Source organism: Aestuariicoccus sp. MJ-SS9 (assembly GCF_032586235.1).
Classification (GTDB): Bacteria; Pseudomonadota; Alphaproteobacteria; order Rhodobacterales; family Rhodobacteraceae; genus Aestuariicoccus.
In genome coordinates, this window is record NZ_JAWHTD010000045.1 from 12,396 (window position 1) to 28,540 (window position 16,145).

Here is a 16,145-nt window from a genome sequence, read left to right on the forward strand (position 1 = left end):
CGCATCACTCCGCCCTCAGCGCTACACGGCGGTAGACCGCGGCATAGGCTGTGGCGGCGCGTTCGGGGGTGAAACGGCGGACGTTCTCCAGCCCCAACGCAATAAGGCGGTTACGAAGGTCCGCATCATCGATCAAACGCTCAACGGCGGTGCGGATCGCGACCGTATCCTCCGGATCCACCTTCAGGGCGGCCGCGCCTGCGACGTCTGACATCGGTGCCCGGTCAGAGGTGATGACGGGGCGCCCCACCGCCTGCGCCTCGATGATCGGCAGGCCGAAACCTTCGGAGAGTGATGGGAACATCAGGATGTCGGCACCGGCATAGGCCTCTGCCAGTTCGGCATCCGTCAGGTCATGCCGTGTCACAACATCCACGTGGCGGCGCAGGCGTGCCAGCCGATCCTCCGGCAGGCGGCCAATGACCTCCAGCGTGACCGGCAAGCCCCCCACAGCCTCTGCCACGCGGTTGATATTCTTGTGCGGGGCGGTGCCGATCATCAGGAGACGCGGTTGCTCAGCAAAGGCTTTCTCTACCCGGCACATGACTTTGGTCAGCGGGTTCTCCACTACCTCGATCCGGGCCGGGTCTACCTTCAACCAGTGCAGAAGCTTTGCCTTGCTGGCCTCAGACACCACTGTGATCGCCGCCACGCGCCGCGCAGGCAGCCAGATCCAGATGAGCCATAGCATGAAACGCTTCAACCCACGCGTGCGATCAAGAAACTCGCAGTCATGTACTGTCAGCACCGCGCGACGGCGCGGTAGTAGCAACACAAGATAATGCGCGTCACCAGTCATGTGTATCACGTCGGCGCCACGAGCCGCGCGCGCTGCGTGGAGGATACCGCGAAGACGTGGCAGTAGCCCACGACTGGGATGTGGCGAAACCAAGACGCGCGCACGGATGTCTGGTGGCAGATGGCTCGCGACGGTCTGGAACACCGCCTCGATGCTGAAAGCGCGCTCGGTGCGGGGGCGCATCAGCAGGACAACGTCGAGCGTAGAGGTCACAGGAAACTCCGCGCTCGGTCGATCCGCACCTGCACGTCGGCAACGGTTGCTGGCGGGCCCAGCCGTGCCAACAGCGCCGCCCCTTCGGTTTCGAGATCGAAGTCAGGCGCTGTTTGTTTGGCCTTCGGCGTGGCATTGTGCGCCTTCTCCACGCCTGCACGTGCCAACGCGGCACGGGCGCTGGTTGCATCGGCCAGGCCCAACGGCGTGACCACCTCAACCAAGCGATCCATGTCCGACAGCTCGGAGGTTTCCATCCGTACAACCTTCATGTCCAGTTTCTCGGCGATCCGAGTATAGAGCGTCTGGCGAAGCTGTATCTCCAGACAATACCAATAGCACAGCTGGTAGTCGGACAGACTGGCCGGATCCGCGACCGGGAGGTAGACGTCGTCGCTCGGGGCGATCAAGTGTGCGAAGCCTGCGTCGGTGCGTCTGGGCACTGCGTTCTTGCGCCGATGCGACAGTGCCGTGGTGCGGGTGTCCCGTGTCAGCAGCAGTAGCGACGGACGGAACCCTGCGGCCACTGAGGGTTCGAAGAAGCCCTTGCAGAACGCGTGCGAGGTTTCCACCGTGTTGCACACCGGCCGCGCCGTTAATGCCGGCGCCTGAACGTATCAAAGAGGCAAACGAAGTCACTCCGACCAAACAGGAAAACCAATATTTGGAAGCATGATGCAATACAGGACACACACTTTCACCCAAAGTCGACTCGCAGTCTTGCGGCACAAGCTTTATCTTTTCGAAGAGCGCAACGCCAAGATCGGAGCGTTGCTTTCTGTGACGGCACTGGATCAGCCCGGCAATGTCTCGGCGGCCCGTAACTAGCCTCATGGACGGTATAATCCTGATACAATGAAATCGTAATCCAAAAATAGAAATGCCTTCCTGCCACCGTATGATACTGGGCACCAATACCCTAAAGGTCACGACCGGGAAATATGAGGCGAGCGTCGCCTCGGCAATCCAGCAACGAGCTTGGCAACCAAGCGCATGAGCAGTGTGTAAGCTAAGTACATGGGAATTGCCGATATAATTCCATTAGAAACAAAACTGGTGGGACCAAACATTGCAACGCTTAGCGGCAGAAGCACGAGTGGAAACATCAAGAAGTTTTGGTCACGTATGAACCGCATGGATCTCAGGCTCATCATTGCCAACACCCAGCCAATCAGAAATGTTCCAACCATTGTGGCTGCCCATCCGCCAAGCCAAAACAAGTCACCATAAATTGAAAGTCCAAGAAATGTTCCCTCTCGACCAGTCAGTTCTGTGTAGAAAAACCAGCCAGGAGGTACGACGATGGGCTTTTCCGGCCAGACAAATCGCGGAATGAAATAAAGCCATACATTTTGTAACGAGTCGTTGGGAACGCCCGCGAGATGAAGGTTGCGTGCGGCAACCTGAACGCCCGCGTAATTCAATCGCGTCCACCAACCTTGCATCTCACTCATTTCCTCGTCGCTCGAATACGCCACTGGAGACTGTTCACCAAGCATATAACTCGCCGATATAGAGAACCTTTCAAAATACCCAGCTTGCGAGATTGTTCCCGTTTCTTCCATTATCTTTCCACGTCCGTAATGTACGAAATCCTGTGACGAGCCGTACACAAGCGCAATTACCACAACGAGGAGGGTAAAGCGTCGTAAACTTCGACGCCCCATGATATCGCCGATTACCGGAAAGAGAAGAGCGGTGATCAACTGGTTCTTTGAAAAGGTCAGACCTGAAAGAATGACATGTATAGGAAGCAACAAGAGCAGCAGACGCCGCATCTGCGAATCGCCGCGCGCAGCGAGAAAGGCCATGATCGCGAACCCGACGTCGAGTAGCTTCACGACAGTGGTTAGAAACCCTGGTACGATCATGCTCGTCATGCCCCATTGCGAAGGAAGGGCCATCCAATATTTCAAGACACCGCCGAAGATTACAAACACGATCGCGACCTGCCGCGGGGACATAGGCGACCGTGTCACCCGCACCTCTGAGAACGCCGATTCCCAACTTCGATGCGAAAGTGTCAAATGCAGGAAAACTCCAAACAGGAGGCAAAACACGCCGACGGTGCTCAGCTGACTAGCCCAAATCAATTCGTCTGGGGAAACAGAGAGAAAAGAGTTTGCGAGCTTCTGCTGGGTGATGTCATTGCCAAAGACAGCCACAAGGGGGCCAAATCCGAAAAATACAGCTGACTGTATAGGCAGCCATAAAATTGGCGTCCAAATCAGGCGTACATCATGGCGTAGCAAATAAAAGGCCCCGAATGATAAAATCATCACAAACCAAACCGGCCCAGTCCGATTGACAAAGTGTGTGAACGCTACATCTTGAGACACTATCGCTGCGAGATAAAGCGGGATAAGCGGCAGCAGCGCGGTGAGCATTCGCGCATAAATGGCCGCCATCCTACCCGCGCGGGCAGCCTCCGGCTGCGACGCAGTCATGCCAACAGACTTCATAACGCTCCCAAATCCACGGTTCATCAGCGGCCCATGTTGGCCGGCCGCACCAGGACCGCCAGCCGGGTCATTAATTCACCTCGTTTGACATGACGCTCGACCGGTCAAGCACTGACGCACGTATCTCGGGGTCTGTTACTAGCCGTACCGGCTCGAGGAGGGTTTCCGCCCGATGTATATCATCTGCCAGAGCCTTATACATACCTTTTCGGAACTCCCATGGCACTTCAGACGTGTAATTTCCAGGCTCAAGATTGAGGTTATCAATCATTCTCAAGACACCGAACCCGCGCCCACCCCGCATTTTTATGATCGGATGCAATAATGGAAGAATGGCCTTTCTTAATGATCGAGTAAAAATATGCAGATGCTTCCATCGGACCTTTTTCTTTAAATTATAAGCTTCTTTTTTGTCTAATGCATGTTGACTCAAGGAGAGAAAATCTTGAAGCTCCGTCCATATTTCGTTCGGACGGTTCTTTAGGCTTTCTAAAGTAATTATTTTGATCTGAGACAATGGAAATCTTTCAAAGAGAAGTTCGAGCCTCCGCCCATAACTAGCCCAGAAACCATAGTTTAAATTTCCATCTATACTGGGGGCAAGTGTGGAGATGTCTCCATGAGTCCTGTCGCAGGAACGTTTCCAGGCTGAAACGAAGTCTATTTCGGACTCTTGCCCTTCAATGATCTTTTGGTTGTGAAACGATATTGCCAAGTCCACTGGATCCCTGAGACATACAATCACACGCGCATCCGGTCGCAGTCTTTTGATGGCATCAAGTGCCATATCGGAATACAGGTATCGGGGAGTTGCCTCACCGATGGCTTTGGTGTTGGCCGGACAGTCAACAAATATTCCACAATATGACGTAAGATCAGGGATATGGGTCGGAGACCCGCGCGTAGATCGAATATCTTGAGAAAAAAAACCCGGCTCCTTGGTTGGCATGAAGCACTCCGGATGACTGCTCAGCCACTCGTAGAGGGTTGTAGTCCCACATTTGGGGGCTCCAATGATAAAGAAATCAGGGATAGTGCACACAGGGCCTCCAAACGCGATTTGGTCGGTAGAGAGGTTTTTGTTCTTATACTTAGGCATTATATTTCCGTGGGAATAATCGCGCGAAGATGGCAGGGTTTATCCCATGATGCGCGCGAACAGCTCGCCAAAGCAGAAATCGCTGAGAAAAACTGGTGCAAGCCGTTGCAAGTGCGGCACCATATGCGCCAATCCATGGAATGAGAAGTGCGTTAAAGCTGATGTTCACTGCTGCAGATATCCAGGATTGCTTGGCGGTGACCTTCTCTTTGCCCGTCATGTTTAGGATCGAAGCAACCGGGCCGAAGGCGGCGCCTAATGCCGGGCCGGCGGCAACGATCAATGCGAGCGGTATGACGTCCGAAAACTCGACGCCGATGACCGCATCGACTATCGGACCGCCAAAGAAAAATAACGTGAGCATCACGCATAGTGACCCCGCGACGACGAAGCGCGCCGACAGGCGTGCAAGTCGCTCGATCTCGGGCGAGGAGTTGTTTGCGTGTGCCGTGGCGAACCTCGGGTCAATCATCTGTTTGATCAAAGTTTGCGGCATGTTGGCGACACCGGCGATCAACACTGCGAAGCCGTACAAACCCACTTGAGCGGTGTCAGCGAGTATCCCAAGCATCAGCATGTCGCTGCGCTGCTTGAGTATGCCCCCGCCCATATTCAGGCCGAGAAAGAGGGTGCTGCGCAACCAGAGCTGGGGCGCATAGCGTGCTTTTCCGGACTGTCCGGGCAGGATGGGCCGACTATGGCGCCGCAGCATCCAGACGGCCCAGCACAGCCCGACGGCCGCGGCCAGCGCGTGCAGTGCCATTGCGCGCGCCGGCGTGAGTGCTCCGACCAGTGATATGAGCACCAGTGCTGAGAGCATTGTCAGCGGCCGGATCACCTGATCGGGCATTGCTGCCTGGACCACCTGCTTCATTCCGCGAAGCACGGCCGAGGCCAACCGTAGATACACCCAGACACCCGCCAGCACGGCCGCGGCCAAATACAGCAAGTCTTCCCGGCCCGTGAGGCTGTTCACTGTCAGGACGCCGATGACCAACATCGCCACAGCGACTGCTATGATCGTGCTGCTCCATCGCAGCAAGCCCTTCAGCAGGGCCCAATCGGTTCGTGTCCGGAGGATCGCGACCTCGCGCATAACCAGCGTCGGTAGACCGAAGTCGAGCGGGACCATCATTACCTGAACGATGGTGAGTGCAAAGACATATTGACCGTACCCCTCGACCCCGAGACTGCGCGCCAATAATGTACCCACTCCAATACCGGCGAAAACGGTAACAGCTTGGGCGAATACCAAGCTGCCTCCCTCTCGTCCGGTCGAGCCGAAGAGGCGCTGTTTCAATGCGCCCAACGAAGGTCTGTGAGTGTCACAGAAGTTTATCGATTTCCGTTTCGGTGAATCCGGCGATCTTGGCATACTCTCGCCAGCGTTTGTCCTGCGCGAGAAATGGCGGTCGAGGCGGGTGAACGTCGTTGTAATTCACCTTGTCGGGCTTGGCTTCCCCGATCCAATCATAGAGCTCCGCCATGGTGTCTTCTGGTGCGGCCGCATAATTTTCGTATTGGATCATTCTGAAGCGATTACCAAATGTTCGGACGCCATCGCCCTGTGTAGCATGATAGCAGTAATGCCAATAGGCCAGAAGCCGGATGACCGTACATGAGTGCATTATTCGTTCATTGTCATAACCTGCGTCATAAAGCATGAGGCCGAATTTTGAATTCGGATGCGAACCGATCACTTCATTCCTCGCCATACCAGTCAAGAAGTCCCGACGATCGAAGAAAACCGATCGATTGTAACGCTCGCGGCCCTTCTGAATAACTGCACGAGGCACGGCAAGCTTGTTCTTTGAGCTAGGCAACAGATGCGACGTTACGAAAGCACTAGCCCGGCGAACAAGGTGGATAGCATAGATATTATCATGAATTCTTGCGATCTCTGGCACCATCATGCAGAGATGTGTTTCGTCGATAACTGTTACACGCGAATACTCACACAGTGCCTTCAGATATGAGATCTTGGCTCCGTCGCAATGCTTGCTCGCTTCCTCGATAGGCAATATCGGTCGGTATATTTTCCAGAAATCACGCGGACGATTTCCAAATATCCTGACATATTCACCGAATGTCCTTTTCTCGTTGTCCGCTGGGAAGTGGACACCAAGGCTTGCCGTAAGCGGCTCGTCAAAACACAGAAAATCAGGGTTTTTTCTGAAAGCACGCCAGAAAATTGTTGATCCCGAGTGAGGCAACCCTATAAGGAAAATCAATTTTTGCTCAGGCATTTATGAGCTCAACAATTTCCCGTGCCCGCGCATGATACGAGTACGCGGGAACAGCCCGCTCATGGGCCTTTTGTGCCATGCGTCGGCGTGTCTCGTCGTGTGCGAGGTAGAAGCGGCACTTGTCTGCCAATTCCTCGATGTCTGAGAACACATCGATCTCCGTCCCAACGTCAAAATATTCTCGCACCTCATCATTGTCGATATGGAGCATGAACCCGCCACACGCCGGAATCTCGAAGGTCCGGGTCGAGGTGAGATCCTCCCAACCGTTTGATGCCTTGCCCCAATGAATCGCCACATTGATATGCGCGGTCTGAACGGCCAGCGCATAGTCAGCCGCGATGTATGCCCGAGCCTCAACTAGACGCGATGCCATCGGGTGCGACAGCGCCTGCGACCAGCGGTTTCCAACTACCTGCAGTTTCGCGTTGGGGAGCGCCTCGTACAGCCCCTCGATCCAGCGCTGCTTAGCCGGAGAATGGTTGCCGACATACCGGATATCAGCGGTGTAGTCGGTCTCTGTAACGGTGCGCAGTATAGGCGCATGCGCATCCGGATCGTAACCATGGGCGATGAACGCAGTGCAGCCGGCCGGCCTGCGTTCGGCGAGCCATGGCATTTGAAACGACTTACTGGTGATAAAAAGGCTTGATGCAAGCAGCCCCTCAATGTCGACCCCCTTATAATCAAAATGGTAATCGGGCCAGAAACATATGGTCTGGATGCCCATCTTATATGCTGCCTCGAAGAGGCGGCGTGACAGATTTGCACCCTTCACCGTGAACAGTACGTTTGGCTGGAGGTGATGCAGGGTGCTCAGCACCGCCTCCTCGTATCGTTCCGCCCGTATTCGCGCTGTTAACCGAGCCAGCGCCTTCTCTGGCAGCGTTGACCCGGTTGCAAGGAAATCCTTCTGTTCAATCTCGCGAACAATCCAGCCTTCCCTTTGAAAGCCTGCGGAAAGCCCGTGTTCCGTACTACCTTTCCAGAAATTCCCCGCGAATACCATGACTGGTCTCCGCTCAGGCTGCAGCGCGAAAGGAAGAGGTCCGAGTACTTTGCGGGTCACGCGTCTAGCCTTCGGTGGTTCGGATTGTCGCGGTGATCGCCTCACGCAATCCGTCTGCACATTCTCGAAAACTCCAGTTCGCAATGATCGCCTTGCTTTCAGAGCTGTAGGAAGATCGAAGATCATCCTTTCCCAGCACATTTGAAAGGGCTTTGAAAAGAGCGTCTACATCGCCAGCATTGAAGACATGCCCGTTTAGCCCGTCTTTCACAAGGTCATGGCTACAACCGCATTCTCTGGAACAGATAATCGGCAACCCGGCGCACATGGCCTCGTTGACCACCAGCCCCCAAGCCTCAAACGAACTTGGCAACACGAACAGATCGGACGCGGCAAAGAGGTTTGGCAGCTGCGATTGGTTGACAAAGCCAAGGAAATGAACGTGCGCACCTTCTATGTTGGTTGCCTCTTCTTGCAACATACCTTCAAGTTCACCACTACCAACAATCGCCAGCTGAGCTTGGATCCCACTGCTGATCAGCCGTGCATAGGCTTCGAGAAGATCGTGTGGCCGCTTATGAGGTGAAAGTTTGCCAGCGAAGCAGATGACCGGTAGATCAGGATCCAGATCGAACTCTGATCTCAGATTGTGCTGTAATTTCGGCGTGGTATTGGCGGCGACTGAAAAACGATCGTTGTCGACCACAAACGGCATTCGAAATATCCGTTCGTTCGGCACACCCATCGCCCTGTAGTGCAGATCGTTCGCTGTACCAATCGAAAGAACGCCATCGAACATGCGGTAAAAGCGCGAAAGAATCTTACGTCGGACAGCAGCTCGCCATCCAACACGTCTTCGAAAGCCGTTCGTATCACCGCGCGCGAACACTGGCGTACCACTTGCCCGCGCCGCCGCGAGAGCGATGTGAAAACCGGCGACATAATGGCCGTTTACCACAACCGCGTCGAAATCTCCTCGATGTATGGCAGGCCACACTTCTGGCGCAACCATCGAGAAAAAACCGGACAACTCACGCTGTCGCGCGGCTTTCCCCATGAATTTCGCCTCGTAACCATCGAGAAGATCAATGTCCCATTTCACTTCGCGCCCAAAACCCGGATCAAAAGCCCCCCGCAGCGAGAAATCGGAAAAATAGATCCCAGTCACGTCGAAGCCACCTTCCTCTTGAAGATAGCGATACATTGGGGCGAAGTACTGGATCGGGTGCGTATTCACGAACGCGACACGGTAACGGGATCGAGAGCCATGAGCCCCACTGGCTTGCCTAGATGTGTTCAAGCTGCCAACTTCTCGGCAAGCGAGCTAAATCGGATCCTGTTGAATGATTTGTTACGCGCGACGAACTTCAGCACTACAATTGAATGGAAATTCAGCACTTCCAGTTTGGGAGAGCTCGCGACAAAACCGCGACCGGCGTAGCTCAGAAGTTGGCTTTGCATGGTAAAGAGGTTTTTTAACAAAGGAGACGTGATGCTTTTCAACGAACCATCAGCGAATTGCTCGAACTGTGTCTTTGAGAGCCACACGCAGCCTTCAGGTCGGGATCATAGTATTTTTCTTTGAAACCAGCCCGCTCGAGTATGTCGAGTACATCCTGGTCGAGCGCTTCGGTGATAACCGCCTCGAGCCTTGGATCGGCTAGGGTTGCCGAAGCGCCCCTGAAAACCTCGGCCTCGAAACCCTCAACGTCGATCTTTATCACCCTTGGAACCTCTCCGTCGAGGATACCATCCAAAGTCCGGACGGGAACTTCCCTGACATTCTCATCTCCTGCTAGTGCAACACGATTGACGGTATCACGCCCCACGGTGAACGACACCGTGCCGGCAGTGGCACCGAGCGCTGCCTCGACGACGCGCACCCTGTCCTCAATGCCGTTGACCTCGATATTTCTACGAAGCGCCTTCGCTGTGTCGGGGTCTGGCTCGACGGCGATCGTGCGCACTCCGCAGACTTTCGAGGCCAGTACCGTGTAGCTGCCGACATTCGCGCCGATATCGACGAAGAAGTCCCCCGGCGTCAGCGTATCGAGGACGAACCGCATGTCCACATATTCATGAAGCCCGCAGTAGATGTTGCCGGTGGCTCCGGTCATGCCCCGCCTGACCGCGAGTTTCGCGCCGTTGATCCAGTCGAAAATCACCTCGTCTTGGAGACGGCTCTGCACCTGCCACCTAGCAAAACGCACCAGCGTCGAAATCGGGCGTCCCTTGTTCATGGGATGACCGAGGATGAATTTCAGCGTCTGGCTCAACCCCATGGCTGACAGCTCTGATCCGGCAGATACGCATTGTGGCTCAACTGCATGATGAATTAAACCAATGGGTCAAAAATGAGCCTGGGATCTCCGCCCAAGACCCCAACCTTTTTTAGGCGGAAAATTCGCCAAACGCCCGATAACGCAAACTCGCATCCTACCGCTTCGCCACCGACCCGGGCCCCGCATCCACCCCAAGCCCGATCTCCTCTTCCAGGGCATGGATCTCCGACTTCAGCGCCTCGTATTCTGCGTATTTGCGCCGGAGGAACCCCGCGGTCATGCGCGCCTTGGCTTCGATGCCGCTGGGGGTGAGGATATACGCGTATCGCAACTTGTTGTCGGAAGCGCGGAAGTTGTTGACCTTGACCTGTCCCTTTTCGACGAGGGCCTTCAGGATGTAATTGGTGGCGCCGAGACTGACGCCGAGCGCGTCAGCGATATCTCTCTGCGACCAGTCAGGATTTTGCTCCAGCAGCCTCATCAGGCGGAAGCGCACGTCCTCGTCAACCGGCTTGCTCACACGTCCCGTCCCACGGCTACCGCACCGGAGCTCGCTGTGGCGGCCCTGCGGTTGAAGCTCTCCTGGAGAGATGCGTTCATAAGTGAACGGTGGTCCATCTGGAAGGGGGATGCAAGGGGTCTTGCCAAGGTTTTTGCCAAAATTTTTCGGCGCTTATCTATGGTTGCGTTCGGCCACCAAGGCGCGCCTGGAGAATCCGCAGAAACATGAGTGGCTCCACCGCGAGGGTTGGCTCAAGAGAAGGGCTTGGGCCACCCGCAGCCTCTTCGTTTAAAGCCGCTTTGACTTGATCGACATCGGGAGCTTGCTGCAGGAGCGTTTCTACGGCCTCGCAGTCCAGGACCGCTGATAGCCTTGGGTCCTCCCTCATAACCTGCAACTCCTCGAGGTAATCATTTTTCTGCTCCGCCAGGCGGAGGAGATTACACGGGAAGGGCGCGAGTTTTCGAGGGAGGGTCCTGACACTTTCCGGAACAACACCCTGCATGGCCTCTCGAAACACTGCCCGCCCCAACCCGTTTCTCTTTGTAAACGAAGCAGGCAATCGAATGGCGTACTCCAGCAGCTGTCGGTCGAGCATTGGAAACGTGTACTGTATCCCTCTGTAGGCGCCCTGCATCGCCCAGTTCTCGAGACGATAAGCGATGTGGCCCTGAGTGAAACGGAGCAAACGGTTTTTCCTGGTATTTGCCCCCAGGCGTGGTCCGTCCTTGAGCGCTTGCCGAAACTCCGGTTGCACCATCGCATTCAGTGTCTCATCGACCGGGGTGGGAACCTCTTTTTTGCCCGCGGCCCTGCGCAGAACCTTCCAGAGACCATGTGGCAGGATATCGGCAGCGACCTCGTTGGCCAGGACTTGTCTCTTCGAGGCTCCAAGCCGCGCCGACCGCGCGTTGACCTCTTCCCAGAGCAAACGCCATCTTCCCCGCACAAAGTGCTCAGCATAGGCACCTTTGCCGTTAAACGACGCGATCTCATCGCCGCCCCAACCAGAGAGAATGACATCGATCTTATCTCTTTCGGCCGCGCCCAAAACCTTTTCCTCGGCGCCCCAGAAAACCGCCATCCGGTCTCGTATCTCCGCGATGCTGTCGGCAAAATCCTCAGGTGGAGATATCTTTGTGTTGTAGATATTTGGTTCGCTTTGCACGGCCGCGTCTGTATAGGGCCGCTCGTCGATGAAGTGCACATCGGGACGCGCGCGCGAGACGAAGGAATATGTATGAAGCGGCCGGCCTTCACGTTGGAGGGCGCGTGCTGCGAGGATGGAAACGGACGACGAGTCCAAACCGCCGCTCAGGTGCGCCCCGATGGTCTCATTTTGCGGGAGGCGGCGGCTCACGGCATCGGTCAAGAGCTGTCTCAGCTTCGACGCGCAGCCTTCGAGGGATGCGGAATTTCGAATGGGGTTTTCACATTTCAGCTCCCAGTAACGCTGCTTCTTGACCTCTCCCGATGAGGTCACATGCATCTTGTGGGCAGGCGGCAAGCGCTTCATGCCTTTGACAAGTGTGCTCTCAACATCGGACATGTCGTAAGTGAACTGTGCAAGCGCTGCGTCGAGGTTGAATTCCTCAGTAATCAACCCGCTGCGGACAATCATGTCAGAATGGGACGACCAGAGAAGAAACTGACCCGGCTCATGGAAATAGAATAAGGGACGGACGCCAACGCGGTCGCGAATGAAGGACAGGCGTTGCAGGTTTTCGTCCCAGATCACGTAGGCAAAGTCACCGTCTATGTGAGCCGGAGCATCATCGCCATACTGTGCGTGAAGCGCGCATAAGAGCGCCTCTCGGTCAGGAGCGGATAAGTCCTTTGGGCTTTTGATGCCGGGGGCCTGGTAGAGGCGCGCATCCGCGGCGCAGATGAGCGCCCCCTCACGCGTCAAAGGGTGATCGACACTGCGTCCTCCGATGGTCAGGCGCCCCATACCGATTGGACCCTCGAGATGCACCTCTACCCTCCGCTCGAGGTCAGGCGCACTGACAAAACCTTCGGCCATGCTGGTCAGGACACTGTCGCTCACCGGCGTCCCGTCAAAGCGCAAGATTCCGAAAACAAGGTTCATGGCACTTAGATGTATTCCTCTGCGATCGAAGCGAAAGGAGTATCCGCGATCGGATGGTCAGGCAGGACTTGAAAATGGAAACAGCCCCATCCCGAGTTTGCCTCCAGTAGAACGGGCCCCTGCTCGGAAAACGCGACATCCCATCCCAGGAAGACGTAGTGAGGAAGGGCACCATGCCCCTTTCGAACATGGTCCAGCACCCGGTTCCAATCTGGCAGCTCGGTCCCTTCGAGCCCTTGGCTCGGGCAGGTTTCAGATGCCTCGTGGGGTGTCCCAATGCGTCCTGAAATCGTATCGATCATGGCAATCCGACCGCCTTGCGTGATCACCGAGCCCTCGTTCGGCCAGACAGCCATGGCATCGACGATGTCGACCAGGCCATTGCGCCGCCGCCCGGTTAAAATCCGTGCGCATAGAGGAGAAGGGCCGATCAGGGGCGCATGGTCTGGGCAGGAATAAAGGACCTCCTGGACCAATGTCTCACCGTGTTGACGAGAGTGTCTGGCAATGTGACGAGCCATGCCCCTGGGGGGCAGAGCCAGCCCATCTCGCCAAAATTGCCCGTTCTTCCACACCCAACGCTCAGCGCCGGTTCCTCCCCAGCCCCGCGACGGTTTCAGCCAAAGGTCCCGATAGGCAAGGTCACTGTTTCTTTCGGGAACCCCTTGCCTCCAGACATGGATGATCTGCGGTGTGGGCAGATCGAGTGTTTTGCAAAAGTCGGAGAACAACCGCTTGTCTGAGACAGGGCATGGTCCAGGTTGCCATCCAGCTGCCTTGTTCAGAACGGTTAACGCAAGGCGATCTTCTGTAAAGTAGAGGTAATCATCCAGTCGACGACGCCGCTCCGCGCGCCAGAGCCGATTCACAAAATATTCCTTTGGTGGCACATTGCAGCGCATTGCCAGCCACCATGCATCGAGAATACGTGCTGGAGAAGCCTGGCGCTCGGCCCCAAGATGCGCGGCGGTCATGGCAGCCCCCAGCGGCCAGAGCGAGGACATGGCCACTTTTGCAGCCAGCCGCTTCCATGGCGCGTGATTTAAAAAAAGACTTCTGCGTCCCAAAACGCGGAGGCGGTGCATGGTGGGGTTTCCGCGCAAGACACGGCTGGGATGAAACGGGAAACCCGATTGGCTGAATTGCACCCATCTCATCTGAACACGGCCAATGGAACGTAGTCCGATACATCCGGACCACCGACGACGATGATCTCGCCTGTTTGAAGCCAGGCATGCGCATTGAACCCTTTCGGGTCTTCGGTCCTTTGACCAGGGTCTCGATGCACGCCGATATAAACGGTTCCTGGCACCCCGCGCAGACGCAACATCACTCTGGCAGCAAGGGTTTGCTCCATGCAGAGCGCCTTGAAGGGAACGACCGTGGCCGCTCTCTGCACAGCGGACCCAACCTGCCGCGCGGCCTGAGATTGCTTGGGAGACAATTCACGAGGGAAATCGCTTTTGAGACGCGCGTCTCCGCAGAGACGGGTATAGGTCCGCATCGGTAGAAGTGTCAGTAAGCGGGCCAGGGCAAGGCAGAGCCCGGCCTCGATCAGCTGCGCCTTGCGGTATGCAGGCGCGCGCAAGAACGACCTCACCGACGACAGCATAGACATCGTTTTTCGCGTTCATCAGGATGCTGGGATTTTTTCGGCAACCGGCGGCCTTTATCCCAGCGGCATGTCAACCGACCAGCTCTGCCGGTCAAACCTTTGCCCCGGTATCATCAACCCGATCTATAAGATGCTGATCCATGAGATCATTGAGGAAGCGAAGCGTCTCTTCTTCGCACGCGGTCCGCTCCACGTCATAGGAGCGCATCAATACATCAACGATCGACGAGACCCGGATGGGTCGATCGATCTCCTGCCAAATGGCCTGCCCGACCTCGCTCACCGAGTAGTAACGACCCAAGTCCACGCTCATCATCAACGTTTCGGAGCCGATATTGGCTTCCATCTGCCCAGACTTCTTCACGATAATGTCGTCAAGGGTTACCGTCATCGCAATTGTTCCGCCCTGGAGAACCAGGTCTCCAGGAAAGCATTATTGGACCGATACATCCGCCAAATTCAGCATCTTGCCAATGAGTGACGGGATCAGGACGCGGTCTGGTGGTTGTTTCCACCATGCTCCGAGTTCTGTGCCTTGTTGATCGCAGGATTTGTCTTGCTGACGTGCAGCACCGGCGTTTTCCACGCCTTTTTGGCAAGGGTGGTTTGCAATGAAGTCTCTGGCTCGCGGCTCATGACAATTCCTCGGATCGACTACGGGGTAAAAAATAGTTTGGGGAGGCGCCGTGGGCAAGCCGACCCGTGGAGAAAAAGGGGCACTCTGACACGTTGGAGCGGATTTTCTATGGTTGGGCCCAGTCGGTCAATCTGAAGAGTGCCTTGGAGGGGAAAACGCCGGATATCGCTGTCGAGAAGCCGCCACAGCCGGATCGCCTCGATCCGCGCCAGGCCGTCGGCAGTGTTGATCTGATGACAGGCATGCACCTGCTCCTCCGTGCGATCGCACCAGAGGATGCCTGTAAACTGGACGCGACGACCTATGATGGAAAGCGGCTGATGCGTCTGACACTCAGTGATGCCACCGAGGATCGCTCGGGTCGTGTGAGCTGTACGGGAAAGTTTTCCCGACTCAAGGGCGTGGCGCCGGAGGGACTGTTTGACACCATGTTCGCGAAGTTCGAAGTGACTTACAGAACTTTGGCTGATGGTCGGGTCCGGGCGGACCGGATGGTTTTGAAAACACCCTTGGGCCGGGCCGTTCTTGCGTCCGAGTGATCGGACCCAGTTTTGGGGCAAGTCGGCCGGGTAGGGATTTTTGTCTCCGCCTCGCGGCCGCCGTCAAGAATCTCTGCAGAGTTGCGAAGCTCAAATCAATCCCGGCCTTAACCCTAATAACCCTAAATGTGGATTCTGGTTATAACGAGTTTAAGGGCCGATTTGGGCAGGAGTAGTCTTTTTAACAGGCATGCTCAAGACGACCGAACCGGGGGGGAGCTCGACCAGGACAAGATTATTTGACCGGTCAGACGAACAAGAAATGCTCAGCCAGATCGATGATCCCGTCGTCAGCCTGCTCTGCCAGCAGCATAGCTCCGCTGACCACATAGCTTTCACCGGCATCTTGAACGCCGTCCGGATCGCCTAAAAGCGCCCCGATGATCACGTCGTCAAGACCGTCGCCATCGACATCTCCGGCCGAGGACACAGAGAATCCGCTTAAGTCGACCGGATCGACGCCCTTGATCAGGACACCCTCGCTGGCGGCTAGCGTGGCGAGATCGAGGGTGCCATCATCGCCCTGCTCAGCGGCAAGCGCAGAGCCGAACACAAGGTAACTCTCGCCGGCTTCTCGAACGCCGTCCGGGTCGCCAAAATGCGCCCCGATGATCACGTCGTCAAGACCGTCGCCATCGACATCTCCGGCCGAG

General features: G+C 56.0%; 17 protein-coding genes. 1 reads left to right on the plus strand and 16 read right to left on the minus strand.

Features of this window, described 5'->3' with window-relative positions:
* Positions 1-4 precede the first annotated feature (4 nt).
* The 15 genes from RXV88_RS19820 to RXV88_RS19890 all read right to left on the minus strand — a co-directional run bounded on the left by RXV88_RS19820 (position 5) and on the right by RXV88_RS19890 (position 14,952).
* On the minus strand, positions 5-1,012 hold the full coding sequence (locus RXV88_RS19820) for a glycosyltransferase family 1 protein (protein WP_316295232.1): 1,008 nt from the start codon (positions 1,010-1,012) through the stop codon (positions 5-7).
* Entirely contained in the window at positions 1,009-1,596 is a 588-nt protein-coding gene (locus RXV88_RS19825; RefSeq protein WP_316295233.1) for a hypothetical protein, read from the minus strand. Before RXV88_RS19825 ends, RXV88_RS19820 begins: the two co-directional genes overlap by 4 nt.
* A 342-nt stretch (positions 1,597-1,938) precedes the next feature.
* On the minus strand, positions 1,939-3,420 hold the full coding sequence (locus RXV88_RS19830) for a hypothetical protein (RefSeq protein ID WP_316295234.1): 1,482 nt from the start codon (positions 3,418-3,420) through the stop codon (positions 1,939-1,941).
* Between the two features lie 124 nt (positions 3,421-3,544).
* Entirely contained in the window at positions 3,545-4,573 is a 1,029-nt protein-coding gene (locus RXV88_RS19835; RefSeq protein ID WP_316295235.1) for a sulfotransferase, read from the minus strand.
* The gene (locus RXV88_RS19840; protein WP_316295236.1) at positions 4,566-5,828 is read right to left on the minus strand and encodes a polysaccharide biosynthesis C-terminal domain-containing protein; all 1,263 of its coding nucleotides are present in this window, start codon (positions 5,826-5,828) and stop codon (positions 4,566-4,568) included. The genes RXV88_RS19835 and RXV88_RS19840 overlap by 8 nt, the downstream gene beginning before the upstream one ends.
* A gap of 70 nt (positions 5,829-5,898) precedes the next feature.
* The gene (locus tag RXV88_RS19845) at positions 5,899-6,819 is read right to left on the minus strand and encodes a hypothetical protein (protein ID WP_316295237.1); all 921 of its coding nucleotides are present in this window, start codon (positions 6,817-6,819) and stop codon (positions 5,899-5,901) included.
* Positions 6,812-7,828: a glycosyltransferase gene (locus tag RXV88_RS19850; RefSeq protein WP_316295238.1), complete on the minus strand. Its 1,017-nt coding sequence runs from the start codon at positions 7,826-7,828 to the stop codon at positions 6,812-6,814. Before RXV88_RS19850 ends, RXV88_RS19845 begins: the two co-directional genes overlap by 8 nt.
* A gap of 64 nt (positions 7,829-7,892) precedes the next feature.
* The gene (locus RXV88_RS19855; protein WP_316295239.1) at positions 7,893-9,032 is read right to left on the minus strand and encodes a glycosyltransferase family 4 protein; all 1,140 of its coding nucleotides are present in this window, start codon (positions 9,030-9,032) and stop codon (positions 7,893-7,895) included.
* 295 nt (positions 9,033-9,327) lie between these two features.
* Positions 9,328-10,104, minus strand: a complete 777-nt coding sequence (locus RXV88_RS19860; RefSeq protein ID WP_316295240.1) for an FkbM family methyltransferase — start codon at positions 10,102-10,104, stop codon at positions 9,328-9,330.
* A 160-nt stretch (positions 10,105-10,264) separates the two neighbouring features.
* Positions 10,265-10,630 carry a MarR family EPS-associated transcriptional regulator gene (locus tag RXV88_RS19865; protein ID WP_316295241.1) on the minus strand — a complete coding sequence of 122 codons (366 nt, stop codon included), beginning with the start codon at positions 10,628-10,630 and terminating at the stop codon, positions 10,265-10,267.
* Between the two features lie 157 nt (positions 10,631-10,787).
* Positions 10,788-12,701 carry an asparagine synthetase B family protein gene (locus RXV88_RS19870; protein ID WP_316295242.1) on the minus strand — a complete coding sequence of 638 codons (1,914 nt, stop codon included), beginning with the start codon at positions 12,699-12,701 and terminating at the stop codon, positions 10,788-10,790.
* 5 nt (positions 12,702-12,706) lie between these two features.
* The gene (locus tag RXV88_RS19875) at positions 12,707-13,705 is read right to left on the minus strand and encodes a sugar-transfer associated ATP-grasp domain-containing protein (RefSeq protein ID WP_316295243.1); all 999 of its coding nucleotides are present in this window, start codon (positions 13,703-13,705) and stop codon (positions 12,707-12,709) included.
* Positions 13,706-13,854: 149 nt separating this feature from the next.
* On the minus strand, positions 13,855-14,319 hold the full coding sequence (locus RXV88_RS19880; protein WP_316295244.1) for a lasso peptide biosynthesis B2 protein: 465 nt from the start codon (positions 14,317-14,319) through the stop codon (positions 13,855-13,857).
* Positions 14,320-14,407: 88 nt separating this feature from the next.
* Positions 14,408-14,707 (minus strand): lasso peptide biosynthesis PqqD family chaperone, encoded by a 300-nt coding sequence (locus RXV88_RS19885; protein WP_316295245.1) that lies wholly within the window; start codon positions 14,705-14,707, stop codon positions 14,408-14,410.
* Between the two features lie 95 nt (positions 14,708-14,802).
* Complete coding sequence (locus tag RXV88_RS19890) at positions 14,803-14,952, minus strand: hypothetical protein (RefSeq protein WP_316295246.1); 150 nt, start codon at positions 14,950-14,952, stop codon at positions 14,803-14,805.
* Between the two features lie 93 nt (positions 14,953-15,045).
* Here RXV88_RS19890 and RXV88_RS19895 point away from each other — a divergent pair, with 93 nt between their 5' ends.
* On the plus strand, positions 15,046-15,492 hold the full coding sequence (locus RXV88_RS19895) for a hypothetical protein (protein ID WP_316295247.1): 447 nt from the start codon (positions 15,046-15,048) through the stop codon (positions 15,490-15,492).
* A gap of 247 nt (positions 15,493-15,739) precedes the next feature.
* On the opposite strand, the gene RXV88_RS19900 is transcribed toward RXV88_RS19895, so the two are convergent.
* A partial coding sequence (locus RXV88_RS19900; RefSeq protein ID WP_316295248.1) for a hypothetical protein occupies positions 15,740-16,145 on the minus strand: 406 nt, incomplete at its 5' end.

Bases quoted from the DNA above. Each gene is read 5' to 3' on its own strand.
- RXV88_RS19830 (WP_316295234.1), bottom strand. From the start codon at position 3,420: ATGGCGGCCATTTATGCGCGAATGCTCACCGCGCTGCTGCCGCTTATC.
- RXV88_RS19835 (WP_316295235.1), bottom strand. From the start codon at position 4,573: ATGCCTAAGTATAAGAACAAAAACCTCTCTACCGACCAAATCGCGTTT.
- RXV88_RS19845 (WP_316295237.1), bottom strand. From the start codon at position 6,819: ATGCCTGAGCAAAAATTGATTTTCCTTATAGGGTTGCCTCACTCGGGA.
- RXV88_RS19850 (WP_316295238.1), bottom strand. From the start codon at position 7,828: ATGGTATTCGCGGGGAATTTCTGGAAAGGTAGTACGGAACACGGGCTT.
- RXV88_RS19855 (WP_316295239.1), bottom strand. From the start codon at position 9,032: ATGTATCGCTATCTTCAAGAGGAAGGTGGCTTCGACGTGACTGGGATC.
- RXV88_RS19870 (WP_316295242.1), bottom strand. From the start codon at position 12,701: ATGAACCTTGTTTTCGGAATCTTGCGCTTTGACGGGACGCCGGTGAGC.
- RXV88_RS19875 (WP_316295243.1), bottom strand. From the start codon at position 13,705: ATGTCCTCGCTCTGGCCGCTGGGGGCTGCCATGACCGCCGCGCATCTT.
- RXV88_RS19880 (WP_316295244.1), bottom strand. From the start codon at position 14,319: ATGTCTATGCTGTCGTCGGTGAGGTCGTTCTTGCGCGCGCCTGCATAC.
- RXV88_RS19885 (WP_316295245.1), bottom strand. From the start codon at position 14,707: ATGACGGTAACCCTTGACGACATTATCGTGAAGAAGTCTGGGCAGATG.
- RXV88_RS19890 (WP_316295246.1), bottom strand. From the start codon at position 14,952: ATGAGCCGCGAGCCAGAGACTTCATTGCAAACCACCCTTGCCAAAAAG.